Here is a 14,036-nt window from a genome sequence, read left to right as displayed (position 1 = left end):
AAGAAGAGATAAAATTTTGTTGAAGCAATAAAAATGAGCTATAGTGGAATTACGGATGAAAGAAAAGAGGTTAGCGTATGAAAGTAAGTGTGTTAGTAAGGTCTATTTTAGTTGTTATTTTATATAATTTATTCGTTCTGTACATCGGATGGAACGCTTGGGTGTGGCTTCACACAATGTTTGAAGTGGAAAACAAATGGATTCTTACGGTGATCGTTGTGTTTTTTGCTTATTCCTTTATCATCAGTCGCGCGTTTCAACAAGTGAGCATGTTTAAAATTGTAGGATCGTATTGGTTAGGATTTATTCAATATTCAGTTCTTTTGCTTCCTATAAGTAATCTAGCCGTATATATTCTCACTTTTCTAGGCGCTTCGCTTTCTACAGCTATCGATTCAATCGGACTTTTCATGATTGCTGCTTTTTTATTCATTTTTGCTTACGGTACGTATAATGCTTACAGTCCTGTAGTAAGAAAATATACAATTTCGCTTGCTAAAAAGACGAATCGGAAAAACCTTCGCATTGCCGTAGCATCTGATATGCACTTTGGCACATTGTCCGGCAAAAAACATTTACAGCGGCTAATCACTCATGTACAAAAGATACAGCCAGATCTTATTTTACTTCCTGGAGATATTATTGACGATGATCCCCACGTATTCTTTAAAAAAGAAATGGATTATATGATGAAGCAGCTCAAAGCGCCTTTAGGCACATATGGAATTTTGGGAAACCATGAGTATTACGGTGGGAAGATCCCTCAGTTTGTGGAAAGAATGAAAGAAATGAACATTCCTATTTTAATGGATGAAGTGTTAAACATAGGCGATAGCTTGTACTTAATTGGAAGAAAAGATAAGACGGATAAAAATCGAGACAGCTTTTTCGATTTAGCGAGTGAAACGGATCGTTCTCTTCCAGTCATTGCGATGGATCATCAGCCGCTTTCTTTAAAAGAAGCGGAACAAGCAGGCGTAGATTTACTTTTATGCGGTCATACTCACAGAGGACAAATGGCCCCTAATCATTTGATCACAAAGCGGTTATTTGAAATTGATTGGGGCTACAAACAAACTAATCAGCTGCATACCATTGTCTCTTCAGGATTTGGCTTTTGGGGTCCTCCTCTTCGAATCGGAAGCCGGTCAGAAATTATTCAAATTGATATTTCATTTACAAAATAGAGAAAGCCCTAAGGCTTTCTCTATTTTAATGTACGCAGCAACTTCGGAAGTTCTGCGTAAATAGCCACTACTTCATCTATTTTCATCCGAACGAGCCCGCTTGAAGACGGGGCAACAAAATCCATTATTCCTGATACCATCGATTCTTCTTGTTTGCCCCACCTCACTTGCTTGCGTCCGCTGTACTGCTGATAGACACCTTTTCCAACAAAACAAACGATTTTAGGCGTGTATGTAGCGATTTTTTTCTTTAGGATTTCTCTGCCTTCTGCATATTCTTCTTTTGTAATCTCATCAGCTGCCTTTGTAGGACGCTCCACAATATTTGTTAAACCGTATCCTAGCTGTAACAGCGAGTGATCTTCCTCGGGATGGTATTTACGATCTGTTAAACCTGCTTTATGAAGAATCGTCCAGAAACGATTGGTTGGATTAGCAAAATGATGACCCGTTTCACCGGAACGGATGCTTGGGTTAAAACCGACAAATAAAATATCTAAGTTGGGCTGTATATGATCAAAAATAGAGTTCATAGTCATACGCTCCTTACAATGTAAAAAGAAAACATCCAAATTGGATGTTTTCTTTTTACTATACCCTATTAAATACGAACTACGCGTCCGTTGAATTTTTGTTTCCAGTAGCCGCTGCTCATGTTTGCAATTGCAACACCTGTTGAGCTTTGAGCACCGATGAACTTGCCGCCGCCTACATAAATACCAACGTGTCCGTCTTTTTTATATGTATCGAAGAAAACAAGATCTCCAGGCTGGATTTGACTAGAAGACACTTGCGTTCCAGCATGCTTTAACGTTTCTGTACTTACAGATCCAAGAGGCCCAAGGTTAACACCAACTTGAGAATATGCCCAGTGTACAAATGACGAGCAGTCAAATAAACCGTGGTTAATATCAGACTGGCTGCGTCCTCCGCCAAATACGTAAGCAGAGTTTCCAATCCAGCGGTTTCCTACCGTTACAACATTGCTAGCTTTTGGAGCCGGAGCGCTTGTAGGTGCAACATCATTGCTGCTTGCTTTTGGTGCTGCTTTAGGAGAAGGCGAATCAGCTTTTTCAGCTGGTTCCGCCGCTGCTTTTTGAGCTTGTTCGGCTGCTTTCTTAGCTGCCTCTTTAGCTGCTTGTTCAGCTGCTTTTCTTGCTGCTTCTTCCGCCGCTTTTTGATCTTTAATATTTTGTTCAAGCGTAGACTGTTCATTCGCAAGAGAGCTGTCTTTTGATTGTAGAGAAGCTTTTAGTTCTTCATTTTTTGCTTCTTTATCTTTTAGTTCTTTTGCCAACGCATCTTTTTGTTTCTTTTGAGCTGCTAGCTGGACAGTCATTTCATCCAGTTCTGCCTTCATATCTTCTAAGCTAGCAAGCTTAGATTTAACATCTGCTTGTTTTGTTTTTAGTTCGTCTTGCATATTTTTAGTTTCTTTTAAAATACCGCGGTCTGCATCTACAATCGTCGAAACAGCTAGCGCGCGGTCTACAAAATCACCAAAACTTGAAGAACCGAGTAAAACTTGTAAATACTCTACGTTACCGCCGCTTTCTTGCATGGAACGTGCACGATCTTTTAAAATATCATTTCGCTTTTCAAGTTTTTCTTGAAGCAGCTTAATTTCTTTTTCAAGCTGGTCTACTTGTTTAGACGTTTCTTTAATATCCGCTTCTGTTTTTTGGGCTTTTTTATTATTTTCTTCTTCTGCTAATGTTAATCGCTCAAGCTGTGCTTTCATTTGATCTTGTTCTGCTTGAAGGCGTGTTAATTCATCAGAAGCTGCTTTGATGTTAGATTGCACATCTTGGCGTTGATTTTGAATTTGAGATTTTTGTGATTCCATATCCTGAATGGTAGAGGCATACGCTGGGGTTGATAAAACTCCTCCTAGGCCTAATAAAACCGTTGTGTTAAGTAAAAGCATTTTCTTTTTCAATATGAATTCCTCCGCTTTCTCGCTCTGTTAAACTAGTAATTTCTAATTATGTATCAATATGTATAAAAGTCTGACAATTTATGTAAAGTTCACTGTATTTGTCGATAAATAGCTAAATATGCTAATGAAAATCTACGAAAATTATACCACGATAAACGTTCAAAAAAAGAATAACAATATTACAATTGTATTTCAGTAATGTAACATTTAACGCTTGTGTATACATTCACTTCTTGCCTGCAAAAATATACCTTTATTTCCCCATGCCAGTGAAAGATCTATCAAGCTTCAAACAGCAGTGCTTTTAGCGTTATAAAGTAGATAATTATTATTGTTTAAGCTGTTTAGATTTAAGATATTTCTAAAAGAAACGTAATAACTCTTTAACATATTTGTCTATTTTTACCCTTTATCTACCATTTTTACAATATTTGAAAATGATTTTCTGGAATAACAATGAATTTATTTCTATTCGATGTTTGAAGAAGTTCAAAAAGAGGACAATAGGCAATTTTCAAACAATATTCGACAACGCTTGGATGAAGCCATACAAAAAACCTTCTCGCCATGAGGCGAGAAGGTTTTTTTAATCACGCTGCTGATAATAGTGTTCTAAAGCTACAATTGCGCTTCCCATTCTTTCTTGGTCAGGAATAACAATACGATCTACTCCTTCTTCTTTTAAAGCAGCAGCGGTTACTTTCCCAACGGCCACAGCTACTACAGAGCTGTTAAAGAGTTCTCGAATGTGATCAGCTTGTCCGTGTTCTCTTGCAAACGAAAATAAAAAGCGGGCTTGGGGAGCGCTTGTGAAATTAACAGCATCGACTTTCCCGCTTGTTAATTCGTTTATAAGCTGTTCCATGACTTCTGCTTTTGGAGGAATATGCTGATACGGTAAAATCTCTTTGAATTGGGCTTTTTGATTCGAAAGAAAATCAATCAATTTTGGTGCAGGATCTCCGTGAAGCTGAAGCGCTACATGCTTTCCTTCAAAAGAAAACGAATGAAGCGCTCTGACTAGGCCCGCTGTACTTCCATCATCATCTCGAACGGTTGGAGTAACACCGAGCTTTTTTAACATATTTACGGTTTTATACCCGCGTGCAGCAATATTAGCTGCTTGTAAAGAAGAAAGGAATTCATCAGCTAGTCCTAGCTTATCTGCTGTTTTATATAAAATTTCCGTCCCAACGCCTGTCGTAAAAATAAACCAATCATAATTTCCTTTTACCAGTTCTTTAATATCTGCTTCTAAGTGTGTGTCATCTAAAAAGATGGTTCCTTGTGCAGGTCGTACAAGCGGGGTCCCGCCAAGGTTTTCAACAATTTTGCTGATTTCTTCTACTTTACGCTGACCTACGAGTGCGACTGTTTTACCTTCTAATCGTTTCAATGGTTTACCTCCATTTTTCTATGTATGCTACTTTAATGAACCTTGATAACCGAGTTTTTCAGAAATTAGGCTCGCCGCTTCTGTTACTTTTTGAATAATGAACGGCAGTCTGTCTCCTTGAAATCTCGCTTCAATTCCCGCTACGCTAATGCCTGCAACCACTTCATTTTGATGATTTACAATCGGCGCGCTCACGGATGTTGTAAAGTTTTCTAATTCAGAGGTGCTAATGGTATACCCTTTTTCTTTTGCTTCTTTTAATACATTTCTTAGTTTCTTTTGATCTGTAATGGTTCCAATACCTATTGGAGTTAGCTCCGTTTGAGTAATATATGCCTCTTGTTCTTTTTCGGGTAAATGCGCCAAAATAATGCGTGAACAAGCTCCTGCATAAAGAGGTGAACGCCTTCCAATTGATGTATAGAGACGCACGGGATGAAGCGTATCTACTTTTTCAATATACATGGCTTGATCCCCATCTCGTACAATTAGATTAACCGCTTCTTCTACTTCGTCTCGGAGCGTTTCCATTACGGGCTTTGCGATATTTCTAATATCTAAGCGATTAGCCACTAGCTGACCAAATTGCAAGAATAAAAGTCCTAGCGAATAGTATCCTTGCGCGTCTTTTGTTAAAAATCCCATCTCTTCAAGCGAACCAACCATTCGATGCAAAGAAGTTTTCGGAACGCCTGAATATTCCATCATTTCTGTGAAGGTCAGCTTAGGGTGGTTGATAAAAAGCGTGAGAATCTGCATGGATTTAACGACTGTTTTATTGTTAGCTTGCATAAAACCTTCTCCCTTATTTGTGCGAATACATGTATTTGATAGAAGTATAGCTTACTAGCTAATCATATGTTCTTTTTATTATACATGAAGAAAAAAAGGAAAGCACTCCCTTATAAGAGCACTTTCCTTTCTTACACCGTTTCTAGTTCTTTAATTGAAATAGGGTTACTTTCTAGAAATTTGGTTGTAAAATCCCCTTCTTTAAAAGAAGGATGATTCAGTAATTCTAAATGAAAAGGAATGGTTGTGTGAATACCTATAATGATAAATTCTTCGAGCGCACGTTTCATTCGTTGAATCGCTTCATTTCGGTCTTTCCCTGTTACAATTAATTTCGCCACCATTGAATCATAAAATGGAGAAATTTCATAGCCTGGGTAAACCGCGCTGTCTACACGCACGCCGTAGCCGCCAGGAGGTAAATACATCTCGACTTTTCCAGGAGAAGGCATAAAGTTTTTAGCCGGATTTTCTGCGTTGATTCGACATTCAATTGCCCATCCCTTTAACTGAACATCCAGCTGAGCAAATGATAGCGGGTAGCCTGCTGCTACTGAAATTTGTTCTTTAATTAAGTCGATGTTTGTTACAAGTTCTGTAACAGGGTGTTCAACTTGAATCCGTGTGTTCATTTCCATAAAGTAAAAATGTCCGTGTTTATCTAACAGAAACTCCACCGTTCCCACACCTGTATAATCGACTGCTTTAGCTGCCGAGACTGCCGCCTTGCCCATTTTCGCACGAAGATTTTCATCTACTGCAGGAGACGGAGCTTCTTCTACTAATTTTTGATGACGTCGCTGAATCGAACAATCTCGTTCACCTAAATGAACTACATTACCTTCCTCATCAGCAATAATTTGAATTTCGATATGTTTCGGTTCTTCTAAATATTTTTCAAGGTATACTCCGCCGTTTCCAAAAGCTGTTTCTGCTTCGTGCTGAGCTTGACGAATCGCTTTTTCTAGCTCCTCTTCGCTATGAGCTAGCCGCATTCCTTTTCCGCCGCCGCCCGCTGTAGCTTTTACAATGATTGGATAGCCTATTTCTCTTGCTACTGGAATAGCGGTGCTGCTATCTTCAATCAGTCCTTCCGTGCCAGGTACAATAGGCACACCGGCTTGTTTCATTGTTTCTCTTGCTACAGCTTTTGCTCCCATTTTACGGATGGCTTCCGCTTTTGGACCAATAAAGGTAATATCATAGGATTCACACATCTCAGCAAAATCAGCATTTTCAGCTAAAAATCCGTAGCCGGGATGAACAGCGTCTGCCTTGGTTACTTGTGCTACGGTAAGCAAATTCCGAATATTTAAGTAGCTTTCTTTAGAAGATGTTTTACCAATACAAAATGACTCATCTGCTAGCTTTACGTGAAGTGCATCTTTGTCTGCTTCTGAATACACGGCCACGGTTACAATTCCCATCTCTTTACAAGCTCGAATGATACGAACTGCAATCTCACCGCGGTTTGCGATTAACACTTTTTTGAACATAGTGGCTCCTCCTGACAATATGTATACTTTAATACGTATATTTTAATATGATTTTACGGTAAATAGAGGCTGTCCAAACTCAACAACATCTCCGTCTTTCACAAGAATTTCAAGCACTTTTCCGTCCATTCCTGCATCTACTTCGTTAAACAGCTTCATCGCTTCAATTACACATACAACATCTTTACGTTCAATAGTTTGTCCTACTTGAACAAACGGATCAGCGTCTGCTTCTGGCTTGGCGTAAAAGGTTCCAACCATTGGTGATAAGATTTGTTTTTCATTATTCTCTGCTGCGTTTACAGACATAGAATCTTGAGGCGTTTGCTCAGCAGCAGCGGCTTTTACTTCCTCTGTTTTTACTTCTGTAACAGCTGTGTCTTCTAAAGGAATTCCCGCTTTATCAATGACAACTTTTGTTCCTTCATGTTCAATATGGAGCTTTTGAATACCAGATTCATTCATTAATGAAACAACTTCTTGCAATTCACGTACGTTTATCATTTCTTGTCACTCCCGTTTTATGTTATTTAGTTGACGCAAGGTTAATAGCAATCTTCAATTCTTGAAGCAGCTGTTCTTTTTCTAAATAGATTTTTTCTGCTTCATGAAGCGAAATGTGAGAAAAATAGATGGATTCTCCGGGCTTTACTTGAGCTAAAAGCGGTAAATCCGCTGTGATGACTTGAGCGATTTTAGGATATCCTCCTGTAGTTTGGCGGTCTGCTAACAGGATAATGGGATTTCCATCTGGCGGGACTTGAACAGAACCTTGTGAGACGGCTTCAGACAATAGCTCTTTTTTTTCTTGAAGCTGAAGAGAAGGTCCATCCATTCGATAACCCATTCGATCTGATTGATTTGATACTTTAAAGGGGTCTTGAGTAAAATGACTTTGGCTTTCAGCTGTAAATAAATCAAATTGACCCCCATTTATAACACGGACACTTGGTTTCTTTGTAAAATGGACAAATTCTTTATAATTTACGGACCATGAAGAAGTATATACTCCGTTTATCAGTTCATTGGAAAGAAAAGCAGGCTTTGAAGCAGCAGGAACAGATACAGGTAAAACGTCGTCTGTTTGTAATGCTCTTCCTTTATAGCCACCAATTTCGCCCCTCAAATACGTGCTTTTACTATTTAACACTTCATTAATAGAAAATCCTCCAGCTACAGATAGATAAGAACGACAACCAGTTCTACAAGGCCCAAATGATAAAGTGCCTCCTTTTGGAATAAATAAAGGTTTCCACATCGGGACTGGCTTTCCGTTGACCGAAGGAGTTAAATCTCCACCTGTGATCGCTACTAAACAATCACTTTCTATTTCAAGGGTAGGCCCCATTAGCGTAACTTCAAGTCCCGCTTCTTTTTCATCGTTACCAACTAGTAAATTAGCAATTCGGAGAGAATAAGAATCCATTGCACCGCTTACAATTACACCGTGCTGCTGAAATCCTTTTCTTCCTAAATCTTGAATGCTTGTTAATAACCCGGCTTTACTAACTCTTATACTCATTTTTCTCCCTCCTTTGCCTGTAGTTCTTGATACTCTTCTTTAGAGATAGGCTCAAATTTTACAATATCTCCAGCCTGCAGCAAACTTGGAGGATTTTGCTCCGGCAAAAACAGTTTAATCGGCGTTTGACCAATTAGCTGCCATCCTCCGGGAGTGGAAATAGGATACACTCCTGTTTGCATTCCTGCAATACCAACCGAACCTGCAGGAATAGAGGTGCGAGGAGACGAGCGGCGAGGCGTAGCAATTTTTTCAGATAGTCCTCCGAGAAACGGAAATCCAGGAGCAAATCCAATCATGTACGCTAAGTATTCGCCTTCAGAATGAATACTAATTACCTCTTCAGGTGTTAAGTTATGGTGACGAGCCACATATTCAAGGTCAGGTCCATACTCGCCTCCGTAGCAAACTGGAATGGAAACCGTACGATGGTCTAACTCTTTTTCTGTCTGTTCGTTCTCTAATTTACTTTGAAGGATAGAAGACACTACTTCAAAAGGAGACACAAATTCTTTTTTCTCCTTCTTTTTCACGGCTGCTACCACTTCAAGAGGGTTATAAAAGATCGTAAGGTTCGTAAATGCCGGCACGCATTCAATAAACCCAGGGAAAGGACTTAATTCTATCGAATCTTTACACGTTTTGACTTGTTTATGAATGTCATACTGAATGCTATCTCCAAACGTTATAACAAGCGCTGAGTCGCCAAGCGGAGAAATAACAGCTGACGCTTTTGTTATGGTTTGATTCATATCTACACCTCTTTCTTTTATAAAACACCTAGTTTTTCATCTCGAATATCTGTAATAAACATATGTCCAGGAGCATGTGTAATCATAATAGAAGGTTTGGTTTCCATTGCTACTGCTTGAGGAGTTACACCACAAGCCCAAAATACGGGCACTTCTCCTTCCTTAATCGAAACAGCATCACCAAAATCCGGAGAGTGAAGGTCTTGGATCCCTATTGCAGCGGGGTTTCCAATGTGAATAGGTCCTCCGTGCACAGCTGGAAAACGTGAAGTTACTTGCGCTGCCCGCACTACGTCTTGCTGAGGAATTGGGCGCATACTAACGACCGTCGAGCCGTGGAATATTCCCGCTTCAGCGCATGAAATATTTGTTTTATACATAGGAACATTACAGTTTTCTTCAATGTGACGAACAGGTATGCCGTTGTTTAAAAGTGCGTGTTCGAATGTAAAACTGCAGCCGATGAGAAAAGCTACCATATCTTCTGTCCAATAGCCTTTGATATCGGTTACTTCTTTTACCAGTTCCCCATTTTCATAGATTCGATACTTCGGAATGTCTGTACGAATATCTCCGGACGGAGCCGCAAACTTTGGAACAGGAGATCCAACGTCCGTTACATCTAAAAGAGGACAAGATTTAGGATTACGCTGACAGAACAATAGAAAGTCAAAGGCTTGTTTCTTTGGTAAAATAGCTAAATTAGCTTGAGCATAGCCGTTTGCCATGCCTGCCGTTGGGTGAATAAGCTGGTTGTTACGGATTTGCTGACGAAGTTCAGCTGGAGTTAGTTGTGAAAGGTTTGACATGTTTCTATCTCCCATCATTACCCGCACGCAACTTGCGTGCGGGCACATTGTTTTATTTAAATAATTGAGGAAGCTGATCCATTAACGTATAACCGCCCATTAAAGCCATTACAATAACGACAAGTACACCAGAAATGGTAAGCCATAAAGGATGCTTATACTCACCAACGATGCTTTTTTTATATGCAGCAACTAGTAATGTTCCAAGGGCGATCGGCAGAATTAATCCATTAATTGCTCCAACTAACAGAAGAACTTTTACAGGTTTTCCAATTAAGACAAACGACAGAGTTGAAATAATAATAAATCCAATAATAATCCAGTTTGAGTTTTTATTAAGTTTTTCACTAAACGTTTGAATAAACGAAACGGATGTATAAGCAGCTCCCACTACAGACGTAATAGCAGCAGACCACATGACAATACCAAAGATTTTATAACCGACGTTTCCTGCTGCGAGCTGAAACACGGATGCTGGAGGATTGGCCGGGTCAATTTGTAACCCTTTAGATACAACGCCAAGTACAGCTAAAAACAAAGCGATTCGCATAACGGAAGTGATAAGAATTCCTGTTACAGAACTTTTAGTTACTTGAGGTAAAGAATCGATGCCTTTTACCCCGGCATCTAAAAGACGATGTCCGCCTGCAAAGGTAATATAACCACCAACAGTACCTCCAACAAGCGTAACGATCGCAATGATGTCGATTTGATCAGGTTTAAAAGATTTCACTACAGCTTCTCCAACGGGAGGTGAAGTAGTAGCTGCTACATATAGCATTAGCCCAATCATGACAAAACCTGCAATTTGCGTGAAGCGATCCATTGCTTTTCCAGCTTCTTTTACAACGAAGATTAGCACGGCAATAACTGCACTAATTGCAGCTCCGGCTGTTGGAGAAATACCGGTAATCGCATTTAATCCAAGACCGGCACCGGCAATATTTCCAATATTAAATGCAAGTCCTCCAATTACAATTAAAATAGCGAGCACGTATCCTAGTCCGGGAAATACCATATTGGCGATTTCTTGTCCGCGTTTTTCAGAAACGGCAATAATCCTCCATACGTTGGTTTGAGCAAAGATATCAAGAATAATTGAAATTAAAATAACGAATCCAAAGCTTGCGGCTAAATTTTGTGTAAATACGGTAGTTTGAGTTAAAAAGCCTGGTCCAATAGCCGATGTGGCCATTAAAAAAGCGGCTCCAAGCATTAACGTCCAGTTTACTTTAGGTGCAGCCGAAAGCTTTTGCTGAGGTGTTGATTTTTTTATTGGCTCCAATATCATCTTCCTCCTGATTGTATGTAGTTTTTATTGTGAAATAGCCTTAACTACCACTTCTGATGCTTGTAAAGAACGGTTGACATGACGAGCAAATTCAAGTGCGTGAGCCCCGTCTCCGTGAATACAAATCGTGTCTGCCTGCAATTCTACATCCTTGCCTTGCTGAGATTTGACTTTCCCTTCTTTCACCATTGTAATAACTTGAGAAACAGCTTCGTCGTCATTTTCAATTAAAGCATTTGGTTCTGTACGAGGCGTAAGATAACCGTCTAACTGATAGGTACGGTCTGCAAATACTTCGTTGGCCGTTTTCAAACCAATTCTGTTACCTGCTTGAATCAGCTCACTTCCAGATAATCCAAACAAAATCAGCTCAGGATTTACGTTGTAAACAGCTTTTGCTATTGCTTCAGACAACGCTTTATTTTTAGCAGCCATGTTATATAGTGCACCGTGAGGTTTTACATGCTGCATTGATAACCCTTCTGCTTGCAAAAAACCGTTTAATGCACCAATTTGATAGACTACGATATCGTAGGCTTCCTGAGGTGAAATATTGATGTTTCTGCGTCCGAAACCGATAAGGTCCTGTAGACCAGGATGAGCACCAATTTGCACTTTTTTTTCAGCGGCCAATTTTACCGTTTTTCTCATGACGCTTGGATCCCCTGCATGAAATCCACAGGCTACGTTTACAGACGTCACGTGTTCTAAAATGGCTTCATCATTGCCAATGCGATAAGCACCAAAGCTTTCCCCTAAATCACAGTTTAAATCCACTCTACTCAATGCGTTCTTCCCCCTTAAAAACTTCATTGTAAGCGTAATCATTTGCAGATAGTAAATAAAATCCAAGCTGAATTATCTGCATCAATACTTCAAGTTCCGTTTTTCGGAACTGTAGTACCGTTTTTCAGTTATATTTGGATTTTAGCACGAGATGATGAATTGAACAACAACATTGTCAGAATATTTGACATAGTCATTATTTTCATTTGGATAATACTCCCTTATTTTATTGATGTTTTCTATCTATAGCCTTAATATAATGCAGCTTCTTAATGCCATTGGACACAGTAAATAACTAGGTTGTCAGAATAATTACTAGTTCAAAATAATCAAAATAAAATTTTCGTTGTAATCGTTTTCAAAGAGGTGCTATATTTCAATTGTAGTCAATTTATGCAAACGATTGCAAAAAAGGGGATGAAACGATGAAAGGGAAAAAATGGACAGCTTTAGCTCTAACACTGCCGCTGGCTGCTAGCTTATCAACAGGCGTTCACGCCGAAACCGTACATAAAGGTAAATCTCCAGCTGCAGATAAAAACGGTGTATTTTATGAGGTGTATGTAAACTCTTTTTACGATGCAAATAAAGATGGACATGGTGATTTAAAAGGTCTTACACAAAAGCTGGACTATTTAAATGATGGCAATTCTCATACAAAGAATGATCTTCAAGTAAACGGGATTTGGATGATGCCGGTCAACCCTTCTCCTAGCTATCATAAATATGATGTAACGGACTATTATAACATTGATCCTCAGTACGGAAATCTGCAAGATTTTCGCAAACTGATGAAAGAAGCAGATAAACGAGATGTAAAAGTTATTATGGACCTCGTTGTGAATCATACGAGCAGCGAACACCCTTGGTTTCAAGCTGCGTTAAAAGATAAAAACAGCAAGTACAGAGATTACTATATTTGGGCTGATAAAGATACCGACTTGAATGAAAAAGGATCTTGGGGGCAGCAAGTATGGCATAAAGCTCCAAACGGAGAGTATTTTTATGGAACGTTCTGGGAAGGAATGCCTGACTTAAATTACGATAACCCTGAAGTAAGAAAAGAAATGATTAATGTCGGAAAGTTTTGGCTAAAGCAAGGCGTTGACGGCTTCCGCTTAGATGCTGCGCTTCATATTTTTAAAGGTCAAACGCCTGAAGGCGCTAAGAAAAATATCCTGTGGTGGAATGAGTTTAGAGATGCGATGAAAAAAGAAAATCCTAACGTATATCTAACGGGTGAAGTATGGGATCAGCCTGAAGTGGTAGCTCCTTACTATCAATCGCTTGATTCCCTATTTAACTTTGATTTAGCAGGGAAAATTGTCAGCTCTGTAAAAGCAGGAAATGATCAAGGAATCGCCACTGCAGCAGCGGCAACGGATGAGCTGTTCAAATCATACAATCCAAATAAAATTGACGGCATTTTCTTAACCAACCATGATCAAAACCGCGTCATGAGTGAACTGAGCGGCGATGTGAACAAAGCAAAATCAGCTGCTTCTATCTTACTTACGCTTCCTGGCAACCCGTATATTTATTACGGTGAAGAAATTGGCATGACCGGTGAAAAGCCTGATGAGTTAATCCGTGAACCGTTCCGCTGGTACGAAGGAAACGGACTTGGACAAACTAGCTGGGAAACACCTGTATATAACAAAGGCGGCAACGGCGTGTCTGTAGAAGCACAAACCAAACAAAAGGACTCTTTGTTAAATCATTACCGTGAAATGATTCGCGTGCGTCAGCAGCATGAAGAGTTAGTAAAAGGAACGCTTCAATCTATTTCAGTAGACAGTAAAGAAGTTGTTGCCTATAGCCGTACGTATAAAGGCAACTCGATTAGCGTGTATCATAATATTTCAAATCAACCGGTAAAAGTATCTGTAGCCGCGAAAGGTAAATTGATTTTTGCTAGTGAAAAAGGTGCTACAAAAGTCAAAAATCAGCTTGTAATTCCGGCGAATACAACGGTTTTAATAAAATAATAGAAAACACCTTCGAGTGATTACCTGGTAATCACTTGAAGGTGTTTTTTCATAAAAAGTTAGCATTAGAACATCATC

13 protein-coding genes are annotated in these 14,036 nt (G+C 39.4%); 2 read left to right on the top strand and 11 right to left on the bottom strand.

The window, feature by feature from the left end:
• Window positions 1-77: 77 nt before the first annotated feature.
• Window positions 78-1,187, top strand: coding sequence for a metallophosphoesterase (locus tag ACRPLY_RS01300; protein WP_034266356.1), 1,110 nt, complete (start codon window positions 78-80; stop codon window positions 1,185-1,187).
• 20 nt (window positions 1,188-1,207) lie between these two features.
• Here ACRPLY_RS01300 and mug read toward each other — a convergent pair whose 3' ends face one another.
• The 11 genes from mug to pxpA form a co-directional block, all read right to left on the bottom strand.
• On the bottom strand, window positions 1,208-1,720 hold the full coding sequence (gene mug / locus ACRPLY_RS01295; RefSeq protein WP_034266359.1) for a G/U mismatch-specific DNA glycosylase: 513 nt from the start codon (window positions 1,718-1,720) through the stop codon (window positions 1,208-1,210).
• A 68-nt stretch (window positions 1,721-1,788) separates the two neighbouring features.
• Window positions 1,789-3,126 (bottom strand): coiled-coil domain-containing protein, encoded by a 1,338-nt coding sequence (locus ACRPLY_RS01290; RefSeq protein ID WP_048020771.1) that lies wholly within the window; start codon window positions 3,124-3,126, stop codon window positions 1,789-1,791.
• Between the two features lie 586 nt (window positions 3,127-3,712).
• The gene (locus ACRPLY_RS01285; RefSeq protein ID WP_154988706.1) at window positions 3,713-4,522 is read right to left on the bottom strand and encodes a uroporphyrinogen-III synthase; all 810 of its coding nucleotides are present in this window, start codon (window positions 4,520-4,522) and stop codon (window positions 3,713-3,715) included.
• 27 nt (window positions 4,523-4,549) lie between these two features.
• Window positions 4,550-5,314 (bottom strand): IclR family transcriptional regulator, encoded by a 765-nt coding sequence (locus ACRPLY_RS01280; RefSeq protein WP_033579070.1) that lies wholly within the window; start codon window positions 5,312-5,314, stop codon window positions 4,550-4,552.
• Between the two features lie 131 nt (window positions 5,315-5,445).
• Complete coding sequence (gene accC, locus ACRPLY_RS01275) at window positions 5,446-6,810, bottom strand: acetyl-CoA carboxylase biotin carboxylase subunit (protein WP_432231472.1); 1,365 nt, start codon at window positions 6,808-6,810, stop codon at window positions 5,446-5,448.
• A gap of 42 nt (window positions 6,811-6,852) precedes the next feature.
• Window positions 6,853-7,314, bottom strand: a complete 462-nt coding sequence (accB, locus tag ACRPLY_RS01270) for an acetyl-CoA carboxylase biotin carboxyl carrier protein (protein WP_432231471.1) — start codon at window positions 7,312-7,314, stop codon at window positions 6,853-6,855.
• A 22-nt stretch (window positions 7,315-7,336) separates the two neighbouring features.
• Window positions 7,337-8,332, bottom strand: a complete 996-nt coding sequence (locus ACRPLY_RS01265; RefSeq protein ID WP_048020765.1) for a biotin-dependent carboxyltransferase family protein — start codon at window positions 8,330-8,332, stop codon at window positions 7,337-7,339.
• Window positions 8,329-9,084, bottom strand: a complete 756-nt coding sequence (gene pxpB, locus ACRPLY_RS01260; protein WP_432231470.1) for a 5-oxoprolinase subunit PxpB — start codon at window positions 9,082-9,084, stop codon at window positions 8,329-8,331. The genes ACRPLY_RS01265 and pxpB overlap by 4 nt, the downstream gene beginning before the upstream one ends.
• Window positions 9,085-9,101: 17 nt before the next feature.
• On the bottom strand, window positions 9,102-9,893 hold the full coding sequence (locus tag ACRPLY_RS01255; protein ID WP_432231469.1) for a putative hydro-lyase: 792 nt from the start codon (window positions 9,891-9,893) through the stop codon (window positions 9,102-9,104).
• Between the two features lie 52 nt (window positions 9,894-9,945).
• The gene (locus ACRPLY_RS01250) at window positions 9,946-11,184 is read right to left on the bottom strand and encodes an NRAMP family divalent metal transporter (protein WP_033579076.1); all 1,239 of its coding nucleotides are present in this window, start codon (window positions 11,182-11,184) and stop codon (window positions 9,946-9,948) included.
• A 24-nt stretch (window positions 11,185-11,208) separates the two neighbouring features.
• On the bottom strand, window positions 11,209-11,970 hold the full coding sequence (pxpA, locus tag ACRPLY_RS01245; RefSeq protein ID WP_165636096.1) for a 5-oxoprolinase subunit PxpA: 762 nt from the start codon (window positions 11,968-11,970) through the stop codon (window positions 11,209-11,211).
• Window positions 11,971-12,395: 425 nt separating this feature from the next.
• Between pxpA and ACRPLY_RS01240 the strand changes: the two genes are divergently transcribed.
• Window positions 12,396-13,958, top strand: coding sequence for an alpha-amylase family glycosyl hydrolase (locus ACRPLY_RS01240; protein ID WP_165636097.1), 1,563 nt, complete (start codon window positions 12,396-12,398; stop codon window positions 13,956-13,958).
• The last annotated feature ends 78 nt before the right edge of the window (window positions 13,959-14,036 follow it).

Origin of the sequence: Priestia sp. TGN 0903, from assembly GCF_050846855.1 — a bacterium.
GTDB classification, from domain to species: domain Bacteria; phylum Bacillota; class Bacilli; order Bacillales; family Bacillaceae_H; genus Priestia; species Priestia zanthoxyli.
The sequence above is the reverse complement of the archived record's forward strand: the minus strand, read 5'-3'. Positions and strand labels throughout refer to the sequence as shown.